The sequence below is a fragment of the Aurantiacibacter zhengii genome (assembly GCF_003584125.1).
GTDB lineage: Bacteria > Pseudomonadota > Alphaproteobacteria > Sphingomonadales > Sphingomonadaceae > Alteraurantiacibacter > Alteraurantiacibacter zhengii.
Map to the genome: position 1 here is coordinate 471,370 of NZ_QXFL01000003.1, position 26,501 is coordinate 497,870.

Here is a 26,501-nt window from a genome sequence, read left to right on the forward strand (position 1 = left end):
GACCCTTATGGAACGATGGAGCGGGACTGCATCCCGCGCGACCAGTCGAGCGCGGCGGCCATCGAAGGTGACATCGAGGCAGCGAGCATATTCTCGATCATCGCAGTCTTCTCGATGATCTGCATGATCGCCGAGACCCGCGCTTGCCCGGTAGCTTGCCGCTGGGCGAGGCTTGACCGCACCTCGGCGACCTGCGCGCGCCAGATCGCGAGCTTGGCTTCGTCGGCCGCAATGAAGCTCGCCATCGAGCGTCCGGCCTCGGCGGTGATGCGCTCGAGAATGGCATAGAGGAGATCGATGCTGGCGATCTCGGCCAGCGTGTCGCGGTCGTCGGTTGCCATCCCGCGTCCATAAGCCGCCTGCACGGTGAGGATCTTGTAGAGCGGCACCGATGCCACTTGCAGCAGTTCCTTCTCCTCGTCGCCGATCGCGGTATCGCTGCGGATGGCCTCGACCATGCTGCCGATGAGCCGGGCAACGCGCGGCCGGATGGCCTTCGCGCTCGTGACGCTCATCTGCTGGAAAGTGGGGTTGAGGCACTGGTCGGGCTCGTCGCACTGGAACACCCGCACCGACTGGCCCTGCGTCCCGTCGAGCAGTGCGGTCACCAGCGTCGAGGAGGCGTCGCCGGCGAAAGGCACGAACTTGCCCGGCTCGTCGTCGCGGGGCGGCACGTAAATCACCGTGCCGATGAGCGTCATCGCATACTCGGCGAGATCGCGGTCGAAAGTGCCGCCGGGGTTGAAGAAGGCGCTCTGCTTGAGGACATGCCAGGTGTAATTGCGCGGCACACCGGGATTGACGTCGGCATAGTCGGCGCCGGCGCCCTCATTGGTCGAGGCGCGCTGGCCGCGCGTTCCGCAACCATGCTTGGCCGCGGCATAGTCGGTGAAGATGCCCTCGGAATTTCCGATCGCTTCGCAGATCGCCTTGTCGGCGAGATCGCCCTTGGGCCAGACGCCGCCGACCAGCCCCTGCGCCATCTCGCAGGAGTTGATCGAGAGATTGTTCATGAGCTGCGCCTTTTGGCTGAACTCCTGCATGATCTTGTTGCACTCGGGGCATACGGTATCGATCGCGAGGCTGAAGGCGAACCCCACGGCATTGTTCGCGACGGCTTTAAGCAGCGCGACCATCTCGCTCGCGTTGATGAAGGAGAAGGACCCGGCGAAGATATCGATGCCGCCGCAACCTACGCGGGCACGCGGCAGCTGGAGGTTGGCGATGTTGGTCGTCTTCTGCGGGAAGCGCGTCCAGACGTTGCCGAGGCTGTAATAGCCCGCCGACTGTCCTTCGAATGCGCTCGGCCCGGTGACATTGGCCGCAGCGCCCATGTCGTCCATGAAGCGGTCCATGCTGTCGCCGACGTTTGCGGCGACGGGGGACGCGACCATGCTGGCGGCAGCTAGAGTGAGCGCCGCATTGCGGATGCTAGTAATCATGTCCGGCTTCCTTCGAGGTGAGGAGGTAGATGCGGTCCTGCAGCTCGTCGGCCGAGAGCACGCCGTATCCGATCGGGATCGGTCGCCTGGCCACACTATCCCACAGCACGAGCGCCGGGGTGATGCCGGGTTCGAGCCCCATGCGCGGCCGCTGGCCGCTTTCGACCTTATAGTCGGGGAAGTGCCGGGACGGTCCGCCATCGGTCGAGATGGCCCGGACCGTTATATGCCAGCGGTCCGCCACCGAGCGCACGATCGGGCTCATCACTTCGCAGGCGCCGCAGGTCTGGGCGAAGAAGTAGAACAGTCCATAGCGCTCGGAGAGCATGGCCATCACCGCATCGCGATCGGCAGCGCGCGCGTCCTGCCATTGCTTCTTGGCGAGCGCGCCGACCGGTCTCTCGAGTGTGTAGTCGAGCTCGGGATCCTGCCAGATCGCGCGCTGCCAGACATCGGAGAACAGCGAAGCCCGGTCGAGCTGCGCGCGCTGGAAGCGGATATAGGCGGTGACGTTTTCCGGCGTCGGATAGAGGATCGCGCGCGCCTTGAGTTCGCGCAGTTCCCCCGTGACCGCGTCGAGTTCCTGCGTGGCGGTTACCTGGGCCGGTGGCTGCGCCATCTGCGGCTCGTCTGCCGGCACCGGTTTTACGCAGTAGAACCAGTAGCCGAGCCTGCGCTGTTCGCAGTAGAGGCTGTCTGCCGAGGCAGCTGGCTCTGCCTGGCGCGCTTCCTGGGCGGCTGCCCGAGCGGGAAGCAGTGCAGCGAGAATCATGGCCAGTGCTGGGAGGGCCAGCATCGGCATTGATTGGCGGCGCGTCATTGGCCACTCCTTGCGTAATAGTCTTCGATTTTCTGCTGGATGAGGATGCTGGTCTCGAGCTCGTCGGGGAGCCGTGCAGCCTCTGTGAACTCGGCATAGACTTCGCTGAAATCCATCTGGCTGAGGTCGAGCCGGGCGAACTCGTCGAGAGTGAACCCCTCACATTGTTCTTCCTTGGGCTTGTCCCACGGCTTGGGCAGCTGGCGGCGGCCCTGTTCCTGCAGGATTCGCGAGAGCTTGCTCTCGAAGCAGCAGTAGACCTTCTTCTTGGTCAGGCAGACGCCGAGGAACTTGTCCGAACAATAGGTCCCCACATAAGCGCACAGCCCCTGCGCATCGCGTTCGTGGAGCAGCACTTCCTCGCGGCTGCAGCCGAGCGCGACGAGCAGGCTGATGCCGGGGATGAGCGGGAAGCCCTTGCCCTTGCAGCAGTTGAGCACGCCGAAGACCTTGGACGAGCAGGTGTTGCGCGTACCGCGGAACAGCGTCAGCGTTTCGGGATCGAACTGGCCGCGGGCCTCGTCCATGGCATGGAGCGCGGTGACGGCATCCTTGAACTCGTCGTTCGCAGCGCGCTCGATCGTCTCGCAGCTGCCGTCGATGCAATAGACATCGCCGTCGCAGACATACTGGGTGGAATTGTCGGTCCCTGGAAGCGGGCACTCGTAGATGCGCTCCCAGGTCTCGCAGGGAGCTTCGTCGGTTAGGCATTCCTCGCGGACAAAGCGGCAGGTGCCCTGGCTTTCGATGTCGGAGCAGTCGGTTGCCGCTTCGCGCGCGATGCAAGTGTAATTGCGTTGCCATTCCCAGCAGACCCGCGTGACAGAGACGCCGTCGATCACGCGGGTCTGCGGATCGGCATCGGTGCAGATCTCGGCGTCCAGCGTGCACTCGCCATTGTCAGCGAGACCTGTGCACTGGCTTTCGTCCGGAGTCGTCGTGACGGTGGTCGCGGCGGTGACCATGTAGGGTATTTGCCCCGGCACCTGATCGTCACAGGTCAGTTCGGTGATGGGGTCGCCCGGTTCGGAACACCACGGACGTCCACCCGAGGAACTCCATTGCAGGCAGGTATCGCGCCGTCCCGTCACGCGGCAGGAGTAGCCGTCAAAGCCGGCGCACTCGGGCTCGCCCGAGCCATTGAAGTCGCCGAACCGGTTGCAGAGGTAATGATACTGCGGTTGCTGGTTGACCGTGGCGACAAGCGGCACTGTGCACTGGCCCACCGACTGATCGATCCGCGTGCCCGTATTGCAGGTCGCGGTATAGGTGCCCGCCGCGCCCGATCCAGGCGGCAGCGGAACGCAGGATCCCTGGCTGCCCGAAATCGCCATGCCGCTGGTGTAGTCGAGCGGCGTCTCGTTGATGGCGAGGCTGCGCGCAATCACGTCCTCGATCTCGCTAGTCTCGAACCGTGCGCGATTGGCCATGCTGTCGCGGATCGTCCGCATCGGCGTGCTGGTCGTAGCGGCGCTGCGGGCGCGGGCCTCAATCTGGTCGGGATCGCTTGAAAGATCCTGCAGGTCGCGCGTCGCCTGCGGATCGAAATTGGGAACGCGTGCTGCGTCGGGATTGGTGGTTGCGGCATCGCGCGCCTCGCCCAGCAGCTCGGTGGCAAAGTCCTTGCCGTCGGCACTTGCTGCATCGCGGGTCTGAGCGTGAATGGAAGCCGCGCTTGTTAGGGCGACGAGTGCAGTAAGGAGATTGGCGAGGGTTCTGCCGGTCATGGCCGTTCCTCCCTGGCGAGCTGGCGCAGATGGAGGCGTGCAAGTTCGGCGCCCGGACCCTTGCCCGAGGCAAAGGTCTCGAGGACTTCGCCCACGCTGATGTTGCCGGCGATGCGGTCGTGTGGGGGGACCTCGCTGGTGCAATCGAACCCGTCGCATGGGCTGAACTCGGTGCTCAGCATGACGAAGCTCGGCGCGGCCTCGATGTTGAAGGCGCGGAACAGCCGCGGATCGATGCCGAGCGAACCGGCCGCGTCGCTTGTGCTCCAGATAGCGGCGAGCCGCTTCTTGAATGCTTCGCTGTTTCCTTGCGGGAAGCCGCGCAGCACGGTGACGCCGCCGGCCCTGGTCATGTCGCGGACCAGTGCTTTCAGCGCCTCGGGGGGCATCGACAGGCTGGCAAAGGCAATGAAGCGGGGAGCTCCCCCGAGTGATGCTTTCTCGGCGGCGGCTTGCCCCGCGATCATCGCGTCGAAGTCGAGGACAGCGTCGGTCTCGATTGCCTTGAGGCTGTCCGCATAGGCCGCGCGATTGGCCTGCGCTTGTGCCTGGATAGCCTGTGCGTCCTCGGTCAGCGCCTCGGCGCGTTGGCGGACATTGGTGCTAAGCGCCTGTGCATCGTCGGCGTGTTCGGCCGCGCGCTCGCGGATCGCTTCGAGGTCGATGCCTTCGGGCGCGCTCTGGGCGAGAGCGAGGCCACCGAGGGTGACGGCAAGGCCGACGGGCAAAAGGAGGAGGTGCTTGTTCATAGCGCGCAGCAGTTCCGCTTGCGCCAGACGAGGTATCCCATGTCTTCGCCGATGGCGGGAATGACCTGTCCGGCCGATTGAAAGGTGGTGGAGGCGCCGATGGGCGGGCAGGCGTAACGCCCCGAGGTCGCCGGGTTGGGGTTGGTGGCCTGGAAGCGGTATTGTTGCTTGCGCATCACCGGCATGAGGTATTTGCCGCACAGACCCTTCGAACCCATCGTCCCCCATGAGACGAGCTCCCGGTGGAGCTTGTAGGCAAAGCGCGAGAGCACGAGGCGCGAGGCCTGGACGTGCCCGATGGAGGCCGAGACATTGCCGTTCATCGGGTACATCGACCCCTGGCAGCCTGCGCACCAGAACATCTCGTCGATCGGCAGCTTCGCGGTCGAGGTGACGCAGTCAGCCGCACAGGCAGCGAGCGCCAGCGGGTTGGCGAAGAGCACGGCCTCGGGGTTGATGATCGCGGTGAGCTCGGAGTCCTGCCAAAGCGGATCGATCTCGGAGATGTAGAGAATGTCGATCGAGCCCGATTCCAGGCACAGGAAATCGGCGACAATCTCCATCCAGTAGATCAGCGGATAGGCATACCAGTGGACGTGCCAGCTCGAATAATACTGGCTCGCACCGCCCACCGCCGAAGGACCCGAGATCGACCGGAATCCGATATCGAAGCCCGGATCGAGCTTCATGCCGCCGAGGTTCACGAAGCACCACGGCTTCATGCTGACATCGGCAAGCCGCACCGGTTCCCAGAAGCCCATCGCGATCCCGGGTCTCAGACCGCACAGGCACACCGGCAGATCGGGGTTATCGGGATCGGGTCGGCTCGACGGCCAGATGTCCAGCCCGCCGATGGAGATCGGGAACAGGCACGACCAGCAGATGTCGGTGATCGGGTTGACGAAGCTTCCGGTGCAGCGTCCGGAACCGGCATCGGCCATGGCGGGCGATGCGGTGGCGAGACCAAGAATGGCGGCCAGAACAAGCGCCAGCTTTCGTAAGCGGGTCATTGGGCTGTCCTCCATTTCGGCGGCAGCGCGATTTCGCTGATCTCGAGCAGGCGGCCTTGCTGGCGCACGCGCGCGGGCACCGACCTGATCCCGAACCTGTCCGTGAGCTTGCCGCCCTGGTCGAAATAGAAGCGGCGCTGGCGGGCCTTCATCAGCTCGAGCGGTGCGCCCTTCCCTGTGCATCGAGCCGGTTGCCGTAGCTCGCGACGAACTCGCGCTGTGAGAGGTTGCGATTGACGAGGCCGCCGGTGTCGATCGTCGCCGCACCATTGGCATCACTGCCGCCCTCGTCGCCATCGCCGCCGAAGATGAACATCCCGCCGCCGATGAGCGCGATGGCCCCGATCCCGGCGAGCAGCATCTTCTGGCGCTGCGCGATCTGCGAATTGAGGTTGCGTCGTCCGCTTTCTCGAGCTTCCGGTGAGCCCGGCAGAGGCCTTTTTTCGGCGTCCTTCTGTGTTGCCTCGGCCATCAGTCGAGCCCTCCCTTGGCAAAGACAAGGAAGGCACTGGTCGCTTCACCGGGAGCGAGTGCATCGCGGCCGTAGGCGAAGGCGAGCGTGCCTGCGGGACCTTCGCGCTCGGAGCCAAGCGCAAGACTTTCCTGGCCGAGGTTGCGCACGAGGAAGCGCTGTCCGGTCAGTTCATCGCCCTGGTATTCGGCGACCAGCTGGACCTCGATCCCGCCGGTACGGCGCGGCGCGGACAGTTCGGCGCGGGCGGTGAACCCGGGCAGGACGGCATCGCTCGCCATCGCCTCGATCAGGCGGATCGCGGCGTCCTCAGGCCCGGTCTCGGTCTCCCACTCGGTAGCCGCGGCTTTAGCGAGCGCGGGATTGGTGATGAAAAGCTGGGTCGCTTCCTCGCCGCCAAGACGGCAGGCGAACTTGTAGACGTAGCCCGCCTTGCTGGTCGCAAAGAAGCTGACCCGGGCAGCGGCAAATTGCGGGGGCACGGAGATATAGATGTCTCCGCGCACCGGCTCGTGCGTCACCTGGAAGTCGTTGTAGGGAAAGCCGTTCGCGATCTTCGAGACATTGGCAAAGCCATCATCGATGAGCGCGATCCGGGTGAGTTCGCCGCGAGCGAGATCGCAGTCGATGGTCGCGTTGTCGGCCGCTTCGATGAACTGGTCGGCATGCGCCGGGACCGGGGCGAGCGCGAAGGCGAGTGCGGCGAGGCCGGTCAGCTTGAGCCCGGGGTCGGGGCGCCTTGTCGCGCCGATCGCGAAACAGGCAAGGCCGGTTCCGGCAAGCGCAGCAGCGAGGGGAGATGGGATAAGGCTCATTGGCCGGGTTCCTCCTTGTCGGTGGGAAGTTGCTCGAAGCCGGCGAGCGCGAGGCTGAGGCCACGCTTCGACCAGCGGAAACGGAAGGAGCGGCGCTGGCTCGCGATCACCTGCGTGCCGACGAAGGTCTTGAGCGTGCCGGTTACGGTCGAGGTCAGGGCCTTGGGATCGACATGCATTTCCGCGATCACGAAGGCCTGGCTGATGTCCGAGCCGCGCTGTTCCTCGACGATTCTGACGAGCTCGGCCTTGAGGCGGCCGTGCGCGGCGGGATCGGCGAGCATCAGGATGTTCGCCATCCAGTAGTCGAGGCTTTCGGGGGCCCGGTTGAGGAGCATCAGTGCCGTGTCGCGGGTGACGAGTTCGAGATAGGGCGCGTCGATCCCGCCGCTCGAGACGGTGATCCGCTCGGCGGTAATCGGCACCAGCACAACCTGCTCGTCGCGGGTCACCGCGGCGCCGAGGCTGACCAGCGTGGTCAGGCCCAGGACACCTGCCAGCACGGCAAAGCGGTTGCGTTGCCGCAGATAGGTCTGCGCCTGTTCGTGCGCGAATTCTGCTCGCATGGGTCGCCTCCCTCAGCCCGCCAACAGGCGGCAGTGGGAGGGCGGCGTGGCTTTCAGCCCGAGAAAGCTCCCGGGCAGGCACCAGTACGCAGCATGCACCAGTGCCGAACCGGCGCCGCGTGCCTTTGCCTTCCGCAAGGCAAGCCAGGCCCCGGCGGCCAGGCCGATACCGATGAAGATATGCTGCGAGAGAATGCCCCAGGCGAAGGGAAGGAGAATCCCTGCAAACTCGTCGATGGTCCAGAAGCCGATGAGCTCCGGGTCGTCGAGCCGCCGTGGAACGAGGTACCTGTCGGCCATGCTGCCCTCCTGTCGTGACCGGATCCGCTGATCAGATGACCGCGGTCACGACCGAGGTGACGATCGGCACGCCGGTGCCGACACCGATCCCGACGCCGACCGGGACTGCGACCTGGCCGAGCGAAAAGCGCCCGGAGGCGAGACCGATCAGACCGCCCGCGAGGCTGAGTACGGTGATGATCTTGCCGCCCGAGCCTTCGAGAAAGTCGGTGAACTTGGTCAGCGCGGGGTCGAAGGTGGTGTCGGCACCGGCAAAGGCGGCACCTGCGCAGGCCAGCGCCACGCAGGCGGGAAGAATGTAGTCGCGGCCACGAGCCCGGTTGGGCGTGCGCTGCTGGACCGAAAGGGCAGTCTTGGTGGTCATGGATGAAAACTCCGAGGGATTGAACATCAGCAGCGATGCGTTCGCTGTATGTTCTTTCCTCTCCCCGGAGCCGGGCTGTAGGAAATCGGGAACTGGAAATTGGGGCCGTCGACCAAGCAAAAAGCGACATCGGAAGGTGCGATGGACGGGATTCGCGCGGGCTGATCGCGCAGCAGCGCTGACTGTGCCAGCTTCTGAGCGAAGAGAGCCGCGATACGCGCGAACGCGGCCGAAATTCGCGCGAATCATGGAAGGAAGCCGATTCGCTCTTTCCTCTATGTTCTCTTATTGTTCTTTTCGTTTTCCTACAGTCTTCCTTTGAGGTTAGCCGGGGAGTCGATAACTTCTAGAGATAAGGATTCGTCGATGACCAACATGGCTCTCTTTGCCGAACAACAGGTTCGCGCCGACCTCGCCCGGCTGCTTTTGGCGGCCGTCGAAGCCAGCGGTCGTGCCCGCTGCGACATCGCGCGCGATGCGCAGATCCATAAGGATGCCCTGCGCCGCGTCCTTGCCGGCGAACGCTCGGCCAGCCTCGGTGAAGCCTTGCGTATTCTTGCCGCGAGCGGCGTCGCGCCGCACGCACACCTGCTTTTGTTCCTCGTCAGCAGCGGCGATCACGCGATCGAATGGCTGCAATCGGACCTCGCGCAATTCTTCGAGGACTTTTCCGGCGAACTGCCTTCGGCGCTCGAGCGTGTCCTCGGCAACCAGGTTCACGCTGTGAAGCCGCGCTGGGCCAAGGGCACGGCACATCGTGTCGCCCGCCTGCTCTCCGACCATATCGATGAGCTCGAACGCAAGGACGCCTTGCTTGGCGACATCTTTACCGGGTCCGAGGGAGACCATCGTGGGTGAGGAGGTAGACAAAGGAGCGACCGAGACCCGCCGGGTGACGCGGCTCATTCGCCTGCCGGAAGTGCAACACCGTGTCGGCCTAGGCCGTTCGACGATCTATCGCTGGATGAGCGAGGGTAAGTTTCCGAAACCGGTGCAGCTGGGGGGGTACTCGGTCGCTTGGGCCGAAGACGAGGTCGAAGAGTGGATATCAGGCAGGCTCGGTGAGCCTCAACAGGCCTGAATTCAATCGAAGGTAAGCTCTTGCCTCGCCTTGATGAGGCAGCGACCGTTGTAGGAGACGAAGGAGTCATAGAACGGGTAATCCTTCACACCCTCGGTCTCCTGTTGCTCAACCCCTTCCCAAAATTCATCTTCGTCGTCTACGCCTACATCGTCGATGTGCGATTCCACCTCTGTGTTGATGCTACCGACCCTGCGGATCGAGTTTGGAAGGTGCACAACCGAGTCGAGATAGAGCCTTATGCTTTCGACCGTTTCGACGCCTTCCGGAAGTTCGACGTATCCGTCGTAGGAGGCATCCAAGGTTCCGACCGTTCGTAAGCTGGCGGGCAATTTCACGACAGGATGATCGGAGACATCGATTTCGCCGATCTCTGTAACTCCATCCGAAATCTCGATCCCGGCGTTGCATTCCAGATGAAGTCTGCCGATCTTCCTGAGCCCGGTCGGATAGGCAGCGATGGTCGGCCACTGCATGTAATACTCCTGAACGAATTCAGCTTCGCAAATTGATTGCGGGTCAATCCCTCGTTGTAACATCGGGTGACTGGCGAGACACGGTTGGACTTGTACTATAGCTTCTCGCGTAGAGCTTCGTGAGGCGTTTTGCCGTTGAAGGCGCCATGCGTTCTGTGGAAGTTGTAGAAGCGCTCCCATTCGTCGAGGCGTTCTTCGAGATCGACATCACCCTTGTAGGTGAGCAGCTGATAAAACTCCTGACTGTCTGAGCGATGCGATCTTTCGACCTTGCCATTCAGCTGAGGCGAGCTTGGTTTGATGTAGGCGTGGCGGATCCCGAGGTCCTCGACATGCCAATGGAACTTCGCCTGGAACTCATGCCCATTGTCGGTGCGTATTTCCCGGATGCGGAAGGGGAACTTGTCGATGATATCATTGACGAAGGCGATTGCATTGGCCTGGGTGTGCCGCTTGTAGACTTTGAGGGCGCGCACGCGGGTTGCGTCGTCGATAGCGGTATACTGGAAGCGGCGCACCTTCTTGCCGCCTTTTCCGATTAGCGTCAGGAACTTGACATCCATCTGGATGTGGTGGCCCGGCACCTGCTTGTTGTAGCGCTTGGTATGGATTTTGCGGACACGCGTGCCGCGTGGCAGCCGGTTCAGACCATGGCGCCTGAGGATGCGATAGACGGTTGCATCGGAGATGCTGACGCCATGGTAGCGCGCCATGTACCACATGATCCGCTCGGGCCCGAGGTGGTACTTCCGTCGCAGATGGAGAACCTTCTCCTCGACCTCTAGCGGTGTCTGGTGGGGCGATGATTTTGGAATGGGTTTGGCATTGGCCAGCCCAGCTTCCCCCTTGCGCTTATAGGCGCGCCTCCATCTGTAGAAGCTGGCCCGGCCAATGCCAAAGTAGCGGCAGGTCTTCGCCACCTGGCCGGTACGCTCGGCGTGCCGGAGCACTCGCAGCTTACGCTGGATCTCGCGCTGTTCTTCTTTCGTCATTCGAAACACCTCCTGCCCGATCAGGGCAATCATAAAGGTGTCTCGCGAGTCCCAGCATGGCTACAAAGCGTTCAAGAAAAGGCCGGTCAAAACGCTGCGTTGTGCGCGGGACTGTCGCGCGGCTCTCAGGTTCGCTTCGCTGGTAAGGAACTCTCTGCGCGCGGCGGAGGAGGGTGCCAAACAGATCGGTTTCCCAGCTGACATTCACCGACAGACCGCCGTTCTCGGTGCCGGCCGCCGCGAAAGCGGGCGGCAGATTTCGAGCGAGTTCGGGCGATTCGAGTTCAGGCGAAATACCTGCGGCTATCACAGCGCAGCACATTGAAATCGCGGAGCGATGCAGTTTCAGGCGCGCTCCGGACGAACTGGGGCTCCGGCGGAGTGAAGGCCAGACATGCCGACAGCCGCTATCCGGTGGCTGTTGCAATGGAAGCTAAAGGTTCTGAAATTACTCGCCCTGTCGTCGATCGAATAGTTATCTACCTTTGTGTACCACATAAGCAGTGGCAAGGAACTCAGCGATACGGCCTTGCTTTCAGGCACCATCGGCCGCGGGCTCGCCAGTCGTGGCCTGCGAAGCCCGTTCCTCATCGCCCCCAAAGAACCAGGTATATAGAACCGGGACGACGCCCAGCGTAAGAATGGTTCCCACTAGAAGTCCGAAGGCGATCGCGCTGGCCATGCCATAGAACAGTACGTCTTGCGCGATAATGAGCGGAAGCAAACCCAGTACAGTGGTTATGTTGGTCATCAGGATCGGGCGAAAGCGTCTTAGCGACGCTGAGATGACGGCATCGGTCACGTCGTCTTTCTCCTTCCTTTCGATATCGCACCTGTCGACCAGTACGATGGCATTGTTGATGATGATGCCCACCAGCGCGAACAGTCCGAGAATGACCATGAAGCCGAAATCCGCGCGCATGACGTGCAAGCCGATCGCCGCGCCGATGACCGAGAGTGGCAGGGTCAGCAAAATGATGCCGGCGCGCCGAAATCCCCGGAACAGCGCGACCAGCATGATAACTATCAAACCGATCATGGCCGGTACGCTGGCGAACAGGGCACCGGTGCCCTCCGCGCTCTGTGCGATAATTCCGTCCCATTCGATGAAATGACCGGGCGGCAGGCTGGCTTCGAGTTCGTCGAGCTGTTCCTGTATTCGCGGCACCAGATCCTGCGGCGTCACCTCGGTCGGTCTGGCTTCCACGGTTAGGGTTTCGATCAGATCCTCTGTCTGTATCCGCCCGAGCTGGGGGCGCAGCGTGACGGTGGCAATTTCACCGAGTTGAACCGGCTCGTCGCTGCCGGTCAGCGTAACCGCCTCTATCCGCCCGGGGTCGGAGCGTTCGCCTTCCGGAGCGCGTAAGATGATGGGAACCAGATCGTCCCCGTCGCGAAACTCGCCGGCAGGTTGCCCTGCGAAGTAGGCCGAAAGGGCCTGCGAAACGTCCAGCGAGGAGACACCCGCAGCGCGCGCCGCTGCCTGGTCGACCGAAACCCGGTATTGAAGCGACGGGTTTTCCCAATCGGAAGTAACATCGATCGTGCCTTCGACATCTCGCAGGAGGGCAGCGAGCCTGTCTCCCGTTTCCAGGAGTACATCCCGGTCAGGCCCGCGCACCTGTACCTGCGTGATGTTGGGATCGCTCGGCCCGAGAAACATTCCCGCTATTCGCAGGCGAATACCGGGAAACTGGGCTGCCAGATCGTTGCGAAGCGCGAGGACGCCTTTATCGCGGGCTTCGGCATCAGCAGCGTTGATGACCAGGAAGCCGCGGTTCGGTGCGGGATCGACGGGAGCGAGAGACAGCACGAAGCGCGGGCCACCGAACCCCGAATAGGCGGCGACATTATCGAAATCGGGATAGCGTTCGTCATCTTCGATATATTGCGCGATCTGCTGTATCTGATCGTCCGTCGCGGCGCTCGAAGTGCCGACCGGCATATCGGCGTAGACGAGGATCTGCGCCCGGTCGGAGGCAGGAAAGAACTGCTGCGGCACGAATTGCAACGAATAGCCCGCGAGGACGAAGGCAGCGGCCATCGCGCCCATGAACAGCTTGCGATGATCGAGCGCCCAGCGCAGACGATCTTCGTATTTGCCATTGGCCCATTCGAACGCCTGATCCACCTTGCGGCGGATCTTCCCTTGCGTCTCCTTATCGGTCGGCTGCGCGAACCAGTAGCACAGCGTGGGCGTGACCATCATCGCGATCAGCCATGACGAAGACAGAGAAATCAAGATGACGAGCGAGATGCTGCGGGTATATTCTCCCGAACCTTCCTCTGCCAGCATCAGCGGCAGAAAGACGAGAATCGTTGTGATCGTCGATGCCAGGAGCGGGAGGGCAAGCTCTTTGCCAGTTTCGCCGATCGCATCGCGTCGGTCCACGCCCTGCGCCAGCCGGGTCTTAAAGTCCTCGGCGATGACGATGCCGTTATCGACCAGCAGTCCCAGCGAGATCACGATCGTCGCCAGGCTCATGCGTTCCAGCTTGATCCCGAACACGCCCATCACCCCCAGCGTCACCAGAATCACGACCGGCACGATGGAGCCCACGATCAGACCGGTTCTGACGCCTAGGAACAGGATGACGACGCCCAGTACCAGCGCCAGGGTCTGCAGGACATTGAAGCTGACGCCATAAACGGCGTTCTCGACCTGATCGGCCTGCCAGGTCATCACGTTAAGTTCGACGCCCGCGGGCATCGCCTGGCGCAACTCGTCGATCGCAGGGCGCGCGCGTCCGGCGTAGTTTATGACGCTTTCTTCATCGAGCATGGAGATCGCGAACACGATGGCCCGTTCGCCGTTGAAATAGGCGGTCTGAGCAGGCGGTTCGAGAAAACCGCGCCGGATTTCGGCATAATCGCCCAGCCGTATCGGGCCGATCTCAGGGCCGAGTTCCAAATAGAGATCGGCGATCTCCTCCACGCTGTCGAACGATCCGGAAGGCTGGATCGCAATGCGGCGGGTCCCGGTTTCGATCGTTCCGCCGGGCGCAACGGTGTTCTGGGATCGCAGGGCCTGCGCCACCGCAGAAAGCGGCGCACCCAATCGTGCCAGCGTTGCATTGTCCATCTCGACATAAATGCGCTCATCCGGGCGGCCCAGAACGTCGACCTCCCGCGTGCCCTCGATCATGTAGAGCCGGGTACGGATATGTTCGGCGAGGTCGCCCAACTCGACCATGTCGAAACTGTCGGATTGCAGCGCCATGGTGATCACGGCGACGTCGCCGAATTCGTCGTTGATGAAGGGCATGCGCGCCCCTTCGGGCAAAAGGGGCGTCGTTCCCTCGACCTTGTCCGCCAATTCATCCCAGACCTGGTCGAGGTCGCTCGCCGAAAATTCAGCCTCGGCGTGAATGATCGACTGACCTTCCATTGAGGTCGCACGCACCTCCTTTATCTCGGGGATGGTCCTGATCGCTTCGGCAAGCGGAGTGGTAATCAGCTGTTCGACCCGGCTCGGCGAGAGACCCGGGTGGCTGGTGGAGACCACCGCCTCGCGGATGGTGATCTGGGGATCCTCCCGCGCGGGCAAGGTGAAATAGCTGACTGCACCGTAGACCATCGCCAGCGCGATGGTAAGCAGTACCGCGGGGCGGAAGCGGAACCCGATTTCGGAAAGCGTGGTCATCGCGCGTAGCGTCGTGGGCCGACGCCGAGGCGGCTCACCTCTTGCCCTTCGGACAGGAAGGCTGCTCCTTTCGATACGATCATGTCGCCGCGCGAGAGGCCCGACAGGACCACCACCTCGTTTCCACTGGCCTTGCCGAACCGGACGGGAGCCTTTTCCAACCGTTGCGTGCGCGGCAATATGCGCCACACGTAACCGCTATCGTCATCTTCCGGTATGATCGCCGTCAGCGGCACCAGGATTCGGGCGGTATCCCGCCCGTTCTCCGATTGCGCCGGGCGATCGGGCAGGCGGACCTCGACGACCTGACCCGCTTCCAGTTCGGGGCTGGCCGCTGCCAGAGCGGCGACGATTTCGAACGCTCCGGGCCCGCTTGCCCTACTGCCGATATCGGTAATGCGGGCAGAGCTTGTGATGCCATCGCCCGATGAGGGCGCAACGGTGACGTTCTGCCCCACCGACAGCCGGTCGCGCTGGCGTTGCGGGACCGAGAAGCTGACCTCCAACTGGCTGCCGTCCAGTTCGTAAACCGGTTGCCCCGGGGAAACCTGGGTGCCCGGCTCGACCAGACGGCGGGCGATCTGACCGGAATAGTGCGCACGCATCCGCGTATCCGAGAGCGCTTCGCGCGCCACGCCCAGCTGCGCCTCGTTTGCATCGGCAATCGCACCGAGGCTGCCGAGCTGGGCTCGCGCATCCTCGAGCCGGGCCTGCGATGCTGCGCCTTCGGAGTACAGATATTCCTGACGTTGCTCGTCCTGCCGCGCCTGATCGAGGCGCGCGCGGCTTTCCGCGAGATTGGCCTGCGCTCTTGCCACTTCGAGCCGGTAGCTTGCCGGGTCGAGCGTCGCGATCACATTGCCGCGCGCCACCCGGTCGCCAAGGTCGGCCGACATGCTGGCGATCGTGCCGCCGACTTCGAAGCTCAGGACCGTCCGGTTCCTTGCCTGCACCCGGCCCGGAACGTTCGTCGCGATGTCGGTGTTGGAGCCGGTGCCGATCTCGATCCACGCGACGGGCTTGGGGGGCGGGGGTTCATCCTGGCTGCCGCAAGCGACCAGCATCAGTGAGATGGCGACGAGAATGGTCGATCTTCGAAGAGATAAGAGAGGCATCACGGCTTTCTGTTCAGTCGGAAATAGGCAGGATCGTGGACGGCAGGGCCGCCGCCGAAGGAGGTGCCGGGGCGGGAACGGGAATAGCGACATAAGGCGGAACGGCTTGCCAGCCGCCGCCGAGCGCGGCGTAAAGCTGCGCTAGTGCGAGCGTCGAATTGCGGTAGGAAATCGCGCCGTTGCGCAGCGCATCGCTATATGTCCGTTCGGCATCCTGCAATTCGAACCGGTCGATATCGCCGACTTCGAAACGGATCCGTGCGAGACGAAGATTTTCCTGCGCGAGTTCTATCGTGCGCAACGCGAGCGGACGCCCCTCACGTGCGAGGTCGTATTGCGCGATCGCGATTTCCGCCTCCTCGATCGCGGTGATCGTGCCTTCGACATAGGCCAGGGCGGCGGTGCGCGCTTCGGCTTGCGCCAAACGAATGTCGGCGCGCGCCCTCCCGCCATCGAAAACGCGCCAGGACAGGAACGGCACAATGGTAAAGCGCGTACTGTCGCCGGACAGGATCGTCCCGGGATCGATGGAGGTAAAGCCCCCAGATGCATCCAGGCCCAGTTGCGGGAACAGTTCCCCGCGTGCGACACCGATCCCGAATGTTTCCGCCGCGAGTTCGCGTTCGAGCCGGGCGACATCGGGGCGGCGCCTGAGCAAATCCGCCCGGGTTCCCACCGGAATGTCCGGCAGCTCCAGCAGCGGCGGCACCCTATCGGCCAGGGCGATCTCGGTTTCCGGCAGGCGTCCGGTCAGGACGCCCAGCGCAAGCGCATTGGCCTGAATTTCCGCTTCAACACCTGGCAGCTGCTCCACCAGACGCGCGAGTTCCGCTTCCACAAGGACCAGCTGCGCGCGTGAAATGGCGCCCGCTTCCAAACGGGTTTCCGCAAGATCGAGCTGCGTGCGTTGCGCCTCGATCCCGAGCAGCAGTGCCCGCTTCTCCTGCTGGAAGCCGGCCATGGTGAAATAGGTGGCCGCCGTTTCCGATGCGATCGCCAGGCGCGCGCCGTTGGCGGCTGCGATCAGCGCTTCCACCCGGGCATCGGCCGCATCGATCCGTCGCCGTGTCTGGCCCCATAGATCGACTTGCCAGTTGAATGCCGCGCCCAGAGCATATTGCTCGTATTGACGCTCGAAGCCGGGGAACTGAGCTTGGCCAAGCTGGGTGTTGAGGCTTTGCTGGAGCACGGTGGTCGAGCTTTCCGCACTGACCGAGGGATAGCGGGCAGCGCGGGCGCGAAGGCGGCGGGCATTGGCTTCCTCTATGCGCGACAACCCCTGGCGTATCGTCAGATTGTCTTGCAACGCCGCCTCGATCAGCCTAGCGAGTTCCGGGTCGCCAATTTCCCGCCACCATGCGACGAACTCCTCCTCCGCCACCGCTACGTTGGCGCGGTCGATCCAATTGGTTTGCGCGGCAGGCGGGGGCTGGCGTTCATAATCGCCGCCCACGGCCATGCATCCCGATAACAGCATGCCGGCGAAAAAGATCGGCGGGTATCCGAACACGAAGCGTGTCCGGCAGGATCTGTCGCTGGTCAATTTGCCTGAACCCATCTGGAATGAACTGAGCGGTTCATTCGCCTGAACTATCTAGATAAGCTTTTCAACCTTCATTACGAATTCAGGCGTATCATCTCGCCCCGGGGGTTATAGCAAGGCGGCGGGCAAGGAGAGTCGGAACCTTTCCGAAAAGCGCGATTTAATGAACAACTGCGAGGCCACGAAAATGACTGCGCCCCATCCCAGTATTCACGCAAAGATTCTTGCTGCCGCGGTCGAACAGTTCGCCGCCGATGGGTTCGAGGGCGCCAATATGGACGCGATCGCACGTCGGGCCGGTGTGGCCAAACCCACGATCTACAATCATTTCAAAGATAAGTCCGCGCTATACCTGGCCTCAATCGAGTACATGCTGGGCCGCAACCGTGCTACCATCGCCAGCCCTTCGTTCGCCAGCCTCCCTGCCGGGAAAGGTATTCTGAAGGTGGCGCTCGAACTTACCTGGCTGTTCGGCCGCGATGACGACATGCTCATGTTCTGCAAGATGTGCATCGCCGGGAACGAACGGTTCCAGACCGCAGCCGACGTGTTCCTTCGCAACGGTCCATGGCGCGGTACGGACGAGATCGCGTCCCTGCTTCGTGTCTGGCACGAACGTGGTGAACTGCGGATCGACCGCCCGAGCTTCGCGGCGCGACAATTAAGCGAATTGTGCAAGACCGATATTTTCGATGCACGGTTGTTCGGCGGACCAGCAATGGCAACCGAGGAAGAATGTCGCTTTACGGCCTCCGAGGCAGCCAGGACGTTCCTTGCACGGTATGCGCGCCACGAACGACGAATGCTCTAGTTTTCAACGGAATAGGGGTTCTTAGCGGGCATCGATCTTGGCTAGTTTCCCGGAAGTAAAGATGCTTTCTTGAGTCCCGAAAAAAGCTATCTCGACGGCTTTCCAACTGCTTAAAAAGCGATGAGAAAGCTGACCCTGTCTGATTTCGCGGCCAGCAGCTAAGCCCTAATAAAATTGAGATTGCATTGGTCCAATGGCTGATTTCGGGCCGAGTGCGGAAGGCCTGCTTTAAGGCGATTCCCCTCTCTATAGGACATCGCAATGTACTCCCTCATCGTACTAAGGTGATCCCCTTCGATCCCAAGCCGAGGGCCTCCCGTTCAGGGCTCCCTCCATCCCAATCCCAAGGACTTCTGGATCGCGATCCAGCCATTCGTCATGGCGGCGATCGCCCGATCGAGATTTGCTCTGGCCTGTTCGCGCTTGCGGATCGAAGTGTTGAGTTCGCCTTGCGAAATTACCCCCGCGGCGCGGCGTTGCTCGTTAAGCTCCGCAGCCGTGTCGGCCTGCCGGCTGACCTGCGCCAGCGCGGCTACGTTGGCTCTTTGTTGCCCGAACCGGGCAAGCGATTGTTCAGCGTCGCGCAGTGCGCCGAGGACCACTTCAACATAACGCGCTTCGGCCTCGTCGCGCGCACTCTCGGCCTGATCGATCGATGCTGCCGTGCGGCCGAAATCAAGCAGGTTCCACTGTAGCCTCGGCAAGGCGATCGCCGACAGGTTACCGAGATCAAAGATGTCATCCGGCTGCGATCCGCCCAAACCGAGAATTCCCATGAACGAAAGCTTGGGGAAGCGAGCGGCCTCCGCCACTCCGATGCGCGCATTCGCCGCCACGAGCGTTCGTTCGGCGGCACGAACATCCGGCCGCCGCGCTATCAGCGCTGCGGGATCGCCCACCGCGACCCGTTCGGGGGGAAGCGGAATTCCGGCCCGAGCCGCCAGGAGCCCGTCGAGTGCGCCGGGCGCTTCGCCCGTCAGCACCGCGAGAGTGTCCTTGAACACATCGATGTCCGCTTGAGCTTCGGCGATCTGCGACTTGAGCAGTTCGAGCTCGGCGTTCGCGTCACCGACCGGAAACAGTGGGAGAGTGCCCTGTGTATAGCGCTGATAGGTCAGTTCGAGAATCTGCTGCTGCAATTCCCGTTCTCGCTCGACAAGCTCGAGCCGCCCCTGCGCTTCTCGCAGGCTCACATACGCCCGCGCGACTTCGGCGGCGAGCTGGACTTTCGCATCCTCGGCGTTCGCCACCGAGGCCGCAGCCTGAGCGTTAATGGCCTCGACACGCCGTGCCTGCCCCCCAGCGAAATCGATCTCCCAGTTTGCGTTGAGCCCGACGTTGTAGACGCTGACGCTGTCCTGCTCTTCGTCGTCAGCAGGAGCGCCGGGCGATCCCGGTGGCGGGCCGCTGCCGATATCTAGCCCTGGGATATTCGCCTGGACCGCAGTCGCCTGCGCAGCCACGGCGGGTAGCCGGTTGGCGCGCTCCTGGCGGACAGCAGCCCTTGCCTGTTCGATGCGAGCGCGCGCCGCGGCCACGCCCGGATTGCCGGCCAGCGCGCGCGCCTCCAGTTCATTGAGAACCGGATCGCCGAGCAGCGTCCACCAGTCGCCGGCAATCGGCGCTAACGGATCGATTTCGGGGCCGGCCCGTACGAACGCATTGCCTGCGGCGGTCGCAAGTTGCGGGGGACCGGCATAGTCGGGACCGGACATGCAACCCGCGAGGAGCGCCATGGGAGCGAGGAGGGTTAGGGTCTTGCGCATAGAGTTCTCAGTGCATCGAAAGGGATACGTTCTTCGGGAGAGGCTTGAGGAACAGTACTAGCGGCACCGTGACCAGGGTAATCGCGCCCATGGCGAAAAAGACATCGTTGTAGGTCATCACAAACGCATCGCGCTGAATGATGCCGGAAAGCATCTCCAGCGCGGCCTGTGGGCTGCCCAGCGTCGCCGTCATGCCGTCCAGGTATTCCTGTAGCCGGGGGCTGTTAGCGTTGAGGGTTTCTTCCATGCGCCGACTATGATGCCACAGGCGCTGGTCCTGGAACGAGGCAAGCCCCGCGAGCGCGAACGAGCCCCCGAGGTTTCGCGCCGCGTTGAAGATCCCGGAAGCATCGCCGGCATCCTCCTTGGCAACCGAAGCTACCGTCGCCTGGTTGAGGAACATCATCGTGAGGATCATGCCGATGCCACGCAGGAACTGGCTTTCGGTGAACACTCCACCTCCCGATTCCGCTGTCAGACTTATGCTGACGAAACAGCTTAGCGCCATGATGAACATGCCCGCGCCGACAGCAATGCGGATGTGAATCCTGCGGATCATGAACGGAAGAACGGGCATCAACAGGAAGGCCGGAACACCCATCCAGAAGATCACAAGTCCAGTCTGCAAGGCATTATAATCGGAGATTATCGCAAGAAATTGCGGGATCACGTAGGTCGAGCCATACATGACCATGCCGAGTGCCAGTGCCATCACCACGACACTGGCAAACTGCCTGCTGAGCATCAGGCGCAAATTGAGCACCGGTTTGCGCGCGTAAAGCTGTCCGTAGGTCAGAAGTGCAAAACCCACGACCGTCATCAGTGTGAGCTGGACGATCAGCGTGGAATCGAACCACTCCTCACGGTGGCCTTCTTCCAGCACGATGGTCAGCCCACCCAACCCAAGGATCATACCGGCTATTCCCGCCCAATCAGCCTCGCGCAGGTAAACCCAGTCGGGCTTTTCATGGGGTAGCCCGATGAATAGTAAGGCAAGGAGAAACGCGCAGACGGGCACGTTGACGAAGAAGGCGTAGTGCCAGCTCAGGTTCTCGGTAAGCCAGCCCCCCACCAACGGGCCCATTACCGGCCCAAGAACCACGGTCATTCCGAAGAGCGCCATGCCGATAGGCTGTTGCGATGGAGGCAGTCGCTTTGCGACGATGGTCATGGCGGTTGGAATAAGCGCGCCGCCCATGAACCCTTGACCGGTGCGACCGATGATCATCGTCGTCAGATCGGTGGCAATGCCGCACAACACCGAAAAGGCCGTGAAAGCAGATACCGCGACGATGAGCAGCGTGCGAAGGCCGAGCAGTCTTTCCAGCCACGCGCTCAGAGGGATGATGATGATCTCGGCAACAAGGAAGGCTGTCGCGATCCAGGTGCCCTCGGTTCCGGTCGCGCCGATTTCCCCCTGGATCGTCGGCAGCGCCGAATTGACGATCGAGATGTCAAGCGTTGCCAGCATCGCCCCCAGCGCGCCGGCGGCTACGGCGATCCAGGCTGTAGCGTCGGCCTTTTCGACCGGCGGCGAAACCGCTCCAGCGGTGCCTGCCATCGGTCAGTCTCCGGCCGCGTTGCGGATCGAATCGAGTTCGTCTCTGGCGGCGCGCGTATCGACACTCGCGACAACAGACATGCCCGGCACCAGCAGACGCAGGATCTCGGGCGAAGCCTGAATGGATATGCGCACCGGGACGCGCTGAACGATCTTGGTGAAATTACCCGTCGCGTTTTGCGGAGGTAGGATCGAGAATTCTGCCCCGGTCCCGGGGGCGATGCTTTCCACTCTTCCCGATAACTCGAGGTCGGGCAGCGCGTCGATTGCCAGGGTGACGGGTTGCCCGGGGCGAACGAGACCGAGTTGCGTTTCCTTGAAATTCGCCGTCGCGTAGAGGCGGTCGGTGGGAACTACGCTCATCAACCGCTGGCCGGGCTGGACAAATTGTCCGGGCCGGACCGTGAGGTCACCCACCCGCCCGGAAATGCTGGCCCGGAGCGTGGTCGATGACAGGTTCAGGCGGGCGGCCTCAAGCTGCGCACGAGCTGCGTTGGCCTGCGAATTGGCCTGGTCTATCTGCTCGTCGAGCGTGCCTTGCCGCCGCTGTGCAGCCGTGAGCGCGGCGCGCGCCGCTGCGACCTGGGCCTGCGCTTCTCTGGCCTGGGCCTGCAGCTGGTCGAGCCTCTCGCGCGGCTCCGCTCCCGAAGCGGCAAGGGGCCGATAACGGGCAACCTGCTCCGCAGCCAGATCGGCCTGCGCAGATGCCGCAGCCAGTTGGGCGCGAGCCTGCGCGATAGCCGCGTCCTGCTCTCGCTGCTGGGCGCGAACCGTATCTGCTCCGGCGAGCGATGCGGCAATCTGGGCTTCGGCCTGGTTTGTCTGGGCACGATAATCCCGCACGTCCAGCTGGACAAGTGCATCGCCCGACGCGACCGTTTGATTCTCCGTCACCAGTACGCGCTCGACGTAGCCAGCAATTTTGGGGGAGATGATGACGCTGTCGGCGGCAATATAAGCGTTGTCAGTGGACTGCTGGAATCTGCCGTACGTCTGATGATTGTAATACCAGTAGCCCCCGGCGAGCAGGACCAGAATGCCGGCGATCAGCAGACCCAGCCGGACCCGCGGACTGGAAAACCCCTTCGGACGTTCGCCTTGATCGCTAACGCCTGCTGTCTCGTCCGCCATGGTATTTCGCTTCTCGCCATCGTTTGAGCCGTTGCGCGAGCGATATAGCGGTCAAAACAAAATACGAAAGTCCTTTACTATTTTTTCCGATCGATAGGAATGCCTTATGACGGAAGGCGAGGACGCTCTGGCACTCGACAATGGCATCACCGATGAATAGCCCTCCAGATTTATGGACGCTTTCTTTCCCAATCTTGAGGACAGGAGGCGACGATGGGTAAGGCTAATTTCAGTGACGAGTTCAAGCACGATGCGGTGACGCACATCACCGAGCGTGGCTATCGAGTGGCGGAGGTTTCGCAGCGGCTCGGGGTGAGCCAGCATTCGCTTTATGCATGGAAGCGGCAGTTCGCACGCCGGCCCCGAAGATGGGTCGAAGGATGCGAGATCCGTCAGCTGAAGCGCGCGCTGACGCGGGTCACCGAGGAGCGCGACATCCTAAAAAAGCCACCGCGTACTTCGCCAGGGATGCAAAGTGAGATACGCGTTCGTAGCCGAGCATCGCGCGCTGTTCTCGGTGCGTGCGATGTGCCGGTGTCTTCGCATCCAGCCCAGCGGCTTCTACGCCTGGTTGAAGAACCCGTTGAGCAGACGGGCGAAGGAAGATGCTCGGCAGACCGAGCCGCTCCGGCAGGCGTGGGAAGACAGCGGCAAGGTTTATGGCAACAGCAAGCTGCACGATGATCTGCTCGATCAGGGCGAGACCTGATGTCCGGACCGCGTGGCGCGTCTCGCCAGTCTGGCGGGGAGAGCGAGGATCCGCTACAAGCGCAAGCCGGGCAGCTACGGCGGCAAGCCATCTAGGGTGGTCGACAACCGCTGGCCCGCCAGTTCGATGTCGCGGCACCCGCCAAGACATGGGTGACCGACATCACCTACATAAGAACACAAGAAGGCTTTCCCTATCTGGCGGTGGTGGTCGACCTTTACTCCCGCCGCGTGGTGGGCTGGTCGATGCAGAACCGCCAGACCACCGACCTGGTCCTGCAGGCATTGCTGATGGCGGTGTGGCGCAGGAAGCCAAAGGGGAAGGTTCTGATCCAATCGGTTCAGGGATCGCATTTCACCAGCATAGACTGGGCGTCCTTCCTGAAGGCCCACAATCTGGAGCACTCGATGAGCCGCCGTGGCAACTGCCATGACAACGCAGTGGTCGAGAGCTTCTTCAACCTGCTCAAACGCGAACGCGTCCGGCGGCGGACCTATCGCTCAAGAGACGAGGCCAGACAGGATGTGTTCGATTACATCGAGATGTTCTACAACCCGATACACAAGCATGTGAGAAACGGGATGCTGTCACCCGTAGAGTTCGAACGGCAGCAGATGATGAGCGCCGAGGGCGTCTAGAAAACTAGGGGCTATCGGGTCGATAAACGGGTAGATTGAAATACGGTTGTCATGGTGTATCGGGACAAGTTCGGATTTTATCTGATGAATGAAGTAGGGGTACTTATGCCAAGAACTATTGAGCGATCAAATAATAAACAGCGTCTCAGCAAGGCTGTCTGGATGGAAAAGACACTGGAAAAAATTGGCGAAGTTGGTGTCGCAAGTATTCAGGTAGAATTACTTGCCCGTGAATTAGGTGTCACTAAGGGAAGTTTTTATTGGCATTTTAAGGACAAACAGGAGTTAATAAGGGAAGCGCTGGTCTATTGGTACGATTCAGCAACCAGATTGATCAGCCAAGCGGCCAAACGAAATTTTGACGATCCTCGGGATCGCCTAAGATATGTATATAAGCTAGCTTTGAATATAAGATACGATGTCCCCGGGGGGGCAGTCGAGCGGGCCTTGCAAGAATGGGCTAGGATTTCAACCCTTGCTACAGAAATTACGCAACGCGTTGATCAGGAAAGGATCAGCTTCTTAGCAGATGCTTATATCGAACTTGGCCACAGCGAACTCGAGGCGCGTCAAACCGCAACGCTCGCCCTTGCTCAGCTCACTGGAATAAACGTTCTATTACGCTCTCAGCCAAACCGGGATCGTTCGGAATATTTACGAGCAATCATTACGCAATTCATTTGCCAGAAGAACTGATTATGATTGGACCTGACCTGCGGATTGCCGCGGGAATTCGTTTTAAGTATTGTGGCTCTCCAATCTGAGAAGCGTGACGTGTTCCCTTGATTGTTACCACTCAGAGGTAGAGCCATGTTCCTTCATGATTGATGTATGATGGGATGGCCACTTGACTGGGCTATGCCCCCGACACTTCGCCGGCGATCTCGGCGGTGCACTGCTACCCAACGTCGGACCACTTGGGTCTGGGGTTTCCGCCTTTCCCAGATCCGGTGGGCTGGTTTTACCGGCTGAGTTTGCCAGCATGATCGGGGGGATATTCCCGATCGCATGGTGCTCTTCGTTGTAGTGTCTACGCCAGGCCTCCAGCTTTTCGCATGCATCTTGCCGCGACAAGAACCAGCGGGCGTTCAGGCACTCACTGCGCAGCTTGCTGTCGAACGCTTCGTTGAACGCATTGTCTGGGGGCTTGCTGGGTGGGAGAAGTCGAGGATCACACCGCGCTGGTAAGCCCACAGATCCATGTCCCGAGAGATAAACTCGCTGCTATTGTCCACCCTGATCGTCTTGGGGTAGCCGATCTTCCGACAGGCATGATCCAGTGTGGCAACCACGTCCTCACCGCGATAGCTGAACCGGGGATCAATCACCGGCGATAGCCGAAAGTAGGTATCAACCACCGTCAAGATGCGCAGCTTGCGCCCCGTCGCTAGCTGGTCGTGCACGAAGTCCATGGCCCAGACATCGTTTGGCCGGATCGTCGGTGCACGATCTTCGCGTAGCTTCGCCTCCACCCGCCGCTTTGGCGTCTTGTTCCTGAGTTGCAGGCCCAACTCCCTGTAAAGCCAGTAGATCTTCTTCATGTTCACAGCCCAAACATCCCGGCGCAGGATGCAGTGCACCTGCTGGTAGGCGTAGCGGACGTGCGTCTCGCAGATTTCCTTGATGTGCTTTATCAGAAAGGTCGGATCGGTTCGGGGGGGTGGTAGTGATAACTGGAAGTGTCAAACGGAAATGCCCGACAGGCCCTCCGGATCGACACGTCCCAGTCCGTCAACATCCCGTCGAACAGCTCGCGCTTCCAATCCGGCCTCAGAGCTTTCGGCGGATGACATCCTGCAACATCTCGCGATCCAGAGTCAGATCGGCGACGATTTTCTTCAACCGTCCGTTCTCGTCTTCCAGATCACGCAGCCGCATCTCCGACGGCATTAGCCCCGCGTACTTCTTCTACCAGTCGAAGTAGGTCGCATGGCTGATACCTGCCTTGCGGCAGATCTCCGCCACCGCCGTGCCTTTCTCACCCAGCTTGATGACGAACGCCTTCTGCGCGTCCATGAACTTCGATGCTTTCATGCTGCAACTCCTCGCCCAGCCAAGGATGTCTACGGCGGAAAACTCTAACTCGTAACGGTCCAGAATTCAGGGGGCAGAGCAGCGGAGTTCTTCTCTCACAGTTCGAGTTGGTGTGACGTGGTTGTAGTCATACTGCTAGGCAGCCAGCACGCAGCCTGGCGTGCGCCAGCGAGGCGAAGCAGCTTTCATCCCACAAGCGGCCGTTGTAGCTCTCCAAGAAGCCGTTCTGGATCGGCTTCCCTGGCGCGATACAGTGCCACTCAACGCGTCGCTCCTGCGACCAGCGCAAGACGGCGGAAGAGGTCAGTTCGGTGCTATTGTCGCTGACCAAGGTGTGTGGTTTGCCACGCACTCCGATCTGGCTGGTCAGTCCTCTGGTCGCCAGTGCGCCTGAGAGCGATGTGTCGATTACCAGCGCTAGGCATTCTCGCGAGAATTCGTCACTACGCACAAGATGCGGACTCGGCGCCCGCAGACCAGACTGTCGGATACGAAGTCGAGCGAACGACACTCGTTCGGTCCGTCCGGAAATACCATTGGTCTGCGCGTGCCCAGTTCCCGTTTGCGAACGCCAAGGCGACGCACGCGCAGCCCTTCCTCGTGTTAGATGCGCAGCAACTCTTGTGGTTGGACCTGATGCCTTCCCGCGCCAGCAGGTAGCCCAAACGGCTACGTTCCTCCATCGGCTCCCGCAACCGTTGCTGCAGCACCCCGTCATCCGGCCTCGTTGGCTCGT

At 61.8% G+C, this 26,501-nt stretch carries 22 protein-coding genes and 4 pseudogenes; 5 read left to right on the forward strand and 21 right to left on the reverse strand.

The window, feature by feature from the left end:
• Positions 1 to 5: 5 nt before the first annotated feature.
• The 11 genes and pseudogenes from D2V07_RS09295 to D2V07_RS09345 all read right to left on the reverse strand — a co-directional run bounded on the left by D2V07_RS09295 (position 6) and on the right by D2V07_RS09345 (position 8,265).
• Positions 6 to 1,442, reverse strand: a complete 1,437-nt coding sequence (locus D2V07_RS09295; protein WP_119586676.1) for a conjugal transfer protein TraH — start codon at positions 1,440 to 1,442, stop codon at positions 6 to 8.
• On the reverse strand, positions 1,432 to 2,262 hold the full coding sequence (locus tag D2V07_RS09300; protein WP_233548323.1) for a conjugal transfer protein TraF: 831 nt from the start codon (positions 2,260 to 2,262) through the stop codon (positions 1,432 to 1,434). Before D2V07_RS09300 ends, D2V07_RS09295 begins: the two co-directional genes overlap by 11 nt.
• Positions 2,259 to 3,989, reverse strand: coding sequence for a conjugal transfer protein TraN (locus D2V07_RS09305; protein WP_119586677.1), 1,731 nt, complete (start codon positions 3,987 to 3,989; stop codon positions 2,259 to 2,261). Before D2V07_RS09305 ends, D2V07_RS09300 begins: the two co-directional genes overlap by 4 nt.
• Positions 3,986 to 4,738 (reverse strand): type-F conjugative transfer system pilin assembly protein TrbC, encoded by a 753-nt coding sequence (gene trbC / locus D2V07_RS09310; RefSeq protein WP_119586678.1) that lies wholly within the window; start codon positions 4,736 to 4,738, stop codon positions 3,986 to 3,988. The genes D2V07_RS09305 and trbC overlap by 4 nt, the downstream gene beginning before the upstream one ends.
• A complete protein-coding gene (gene traU, locus D2V07_RS09315; protein ID WP_119586679.1) occupies positions 4,735 to 5,748 on the reverse strand; it encodes a conjugal transfer pilus assembly protein TraU in 1,014 nt (337 codons plus the stop codon). The genes trbC and traU overlap by 4 nt, the downstream gene beginning before the upstream one ends.
• A pseudogene (locus D2V07_RS09320) lies at positions 5,745 to 5,924 on the reverse strand (type-F conjugative transfer system protein TraW); the annotation flags it as partial. The gene traU and the pseudogene D2V07_RS09320, both read right to left, overlap by 4 nt.
• Positions 5,915 to 6,220, reverse strand: a pseudogene (locus tag D2V07_RS09325) (conjugal transfer protein TraB); the annotation flags it as partial. The pseudogenes D2V07_RS09325 and D2V07_RS09320, both read right to left, overlap by 10 nt.
• Positions 6,220 to 7,035: a type-F conjugative transfer system secretin TraK gene (locus D2V07_RS09330; RefSeq protein WP_119586680.1), complete on the reverse strand. Its 816-nt coding sequence runs from the start codon at positions 7,033 to 7,035 to the stop codon at positions 6,220 to 6,222. The gene D2V07_RS09330 and the pseudogene D2V07_RS09325, both read right to left, overlap by 1 nt.
• Positions 7,032 to 7,601 carry a type IV conjugative transfer system protein TraE gene (locus D2V07_RS09335; protein WP_119586681.1) on the reverse strand — a complete coding sequence of 190 codons (570 nt, stop codon included), beginning with the start codon at positions 7,599 to 7,601 and terminating at the stop codon, positions 7,032 to 7,034. Before D2V07_RS09335 ends, D2V07_RS09330 begins: the two co-directional genes overlap by 4 nt.
• A gap of 12 nt (positions 7,602 to 7,613) precedes the next feature.
• Positions 7,614 to 7,901, reverse strand: a complete 288-nt coding sequence (gene traL, locus D2V07_RS09340; protein WP_119586682.1) for a type IV conjugative transfer system protein TraL — start codon at positions 7,899 to 7,901, stop codon at positions 7,614 to 7,616.
• 31 nt (positions 7,902 to 7,932) lie between these two features.
• A complete protein-coding gene (locus tag D2V07_RS09345) occupies positions 7,933 to 8,265 on the reverse strand; it encodes a hypothetical protein (protein WP_119586683.1) in 333 nt (110 codons plus the stop codon).
• 375 nt (positions 8,266 to 8,640) lie between these two features.
• Between D2V07_RS09345 and D2V07_RS09350 the strand changes: the two genes are divergently transcribed.
• On the forward strand, positions 8,641 to 9,123 hold the full coding sequence (locus tag D2V07_RS09350; protein ID WP_233548324.1) for a hypothetical protein: 483 nt from the start codon (positions 8,641 to 8,643) through the stop codon (positions 9,121 to 9,123).
• Positions 9,116 to 9,346: a helix-turn-helix transcriptional regulator gene (locus D2V07_RS09355; RefSeq protein ID WP_119586685.1), complete on the forward strand. Its 231-nt coding sequence runs from the start codon at positions 9,116 to 9,118 to the stop codon at positions 9,344 to 9,346. The genes D2V07_RS09350 and D2V07_RS09355 overlap by 8 nt, the downstream gene beginning before the upstream one ends.
• Positions 9,347 to 9,348: 2 nt before the next feature.
• Here D2V07_RS09355 and D2V07_RS09360 read toward each other — a convergent pair whose 3' ends face one another.
• The 5 genes from D2V07_RS09360 to D2V07_RS09380 all read right to left on the reverse strand — a co-directional run bounded on the left by D2V07_RS09360 (position 9,349) and on the right by D2V07_RS09380 (position 17,082).
• On the reverse strand, positions 9,349 to 9,822 hold the full coding sequence (locus tag D2V07_RS09360; protein WP_119586686.1) for a hypothetical protein: 474 nt from the start codon (positions 9,820 to 9,822) through the stop codon (positions 9,349 to 9,351).
• 95 nt (positions 9,823 to 9,917) lie between these two features.
• Positions 9,918 to 10,814 (reverse strand): IS481 family transposase, encoded by an 897-nt coding sequence (locus D2V07_RS09365; RefSeq protein WP_199698768.1) that lies wholly within the window; start codon positions 10,812 to 10,814, stop codon positions 9,918 to 9,920.
• Between the two features lie 535 nt (positions 10,815 to 11,349).
• Positions 11,350 to 14,457, reverse strand: coding sequence for an efflux RND transporter permease subunit (locus D2V07_RS09370; protein WP_119586688.1), 3,108 nt, complete (start codon positions 14,455 to 14,457; stop codon positions 11,350 to 11,352).
• Positions 14,454 to 15,521 carry an efflux RND transporter periplasmic adaptor subunit gene (locus tag D2V07_RS09375; protein ID WP_158586791.1) on the reverse strand — a complete coding sequence of 356 codons (1,068 nt, stop codon included), beginning with the start codon at positions 15,519 to 15,521 and terminating at the stop codon, positions 14,454 to 14,456. The genes D2V07_RS09370 and D2V07_RS09375 overlap by 4 nt, the downstream gene beginning before the upstream one ends.
• A 64-nt stretch (positions 15,522 to 15,585) precedes the next feature.
• Positions 15,586 to 17,082, reverse strand: a complete 1,497-nt coding sequence (locus D2V07_RS09380) for an efflux transporter outer membrane subunit (protein WP_159456623.1) — start codon at positions 17,080 to 17,082, stop codon at positions 15,586 to 15,588.
• Between the two features lie 220 nt (positions 17,083 to 17,302).
• Here D2V07_RS09380 and D2V07_RS09385 point away from each other — a divergent pair, with 220 nt between their 5' ends.
• Positions 17,303 to 17,926, forward strand: coding sequence for a TetR/AcrR family transcriptional regulator (locus tag D2V07_RS09385; RefSeq protein WP_158586793.1), 624 nt, complete (start codon positions 17,303 to 17,305; stop codon positions 17,924 to 17,926).
• A 320-nt stretch (positions 17,927 to 18,246) separates the two neighbouring features.
• On the opposite strand, the gene D2V07_RS09390 is transcribed toward D2V07_RS09385, so the two are convergent.
• From D2V07_RS09390 to D2V07_RS09400, 3 genes are read right to left on the reverse strand one after another with little or no spacing between them, the layout of a single operon-like run.
• A complete protein-coding gene (locus D2V07_RS09390) occupies positions 18,247 to 19,692 on the reverse strand; it encodes an efflux transporter outer membrane subunit (protein WP_407641591.1) in 1,446 nt (481 codons plus the stop codon).
• 7 nt (positions 19,693 to 19,699) lie between these two features.
• The gene (locus D2V07_RS09395) at positions 19,700 to 21,253 is read right to left on the reverse strand and encodes a DHA2 family efflux MFS transporter permease subunit (RefSeq protein WP_119586690.1); all 1,554 of its coding nucleotides are present in this window, start codon (positions 21,251 to 21,253) and stop codon (positions 19,700 to 19,702) included.
• A 3-nt stretch (positions 21,254 to 21,256) separates the two neighbouring features.
• Positions 21,257 to 22,384 (reverse strand): HlyD family secretion protein, encoded by a 1,128-nt coding sequence (locus tag D2V07_RS09400; protein ID WP_119586691.1) that lies wholly within the window; start codon positions 22,382 to 22,384, stop codon positions 21,257 to 21,259.
• Between the two features lie 213 nt (positions 22,385 to 22,597).
• Here D2V07_RS09400 and D2V07_RS09405 point away from each other — a divergent pair.
• Together D2V07_RS09405 and D2V07_RS09410 are read left to right on the forward strand one after the other, a co-directional pair.
• Positions 22,598 to 23,731 (forward strand): annotated as a pseudogene (locus tag D2V07_RS09405) (IS3 family transposase).
• Between the two features lie 51 nt (positions 23,732 to 23,782).
• The gene (locus tag D2V07_RS09410) at positions 23,783 to 24,427 is read left to right on the forward strand and encodes a TetR/AcrR family transcriptional regulator (RefSeq protein WP_119586692.1); all 645 of its coding nucleotides are present in this window, start codon (positions 23,783 to 23,785) and stop codon (positions 24,425 to 24,427) included.
• 252 nt (positions 24,428 to 24,679) lie between these two features.
• On the opposite strand, the pseudogene D2V07_RS09415 reads toward D2V07_RS09410, so the two are convergent.
• A pseudogene (locus D2V07_RS09415) lies at positions 24,680 to 25,765 on the reverse strand (IS3 family transposase); the annotation flags it as partial.
• 127 nt (positions 25,766 to 25,892) lie between these two features.
• Positions 25,893 to 26,483, reverse strand: coding sequence for a DDE-type integrase/transposase/recombinase (locus D2V07_RS19115; RefSeq protein WP_119586693.1), 591 nt, complete (start codon positions 26,481 to 26,483; stop codon positions 25,893 to 25,895).
• Positions 26,484 to 26,501 lie beyond the last annotated feature (18 nt).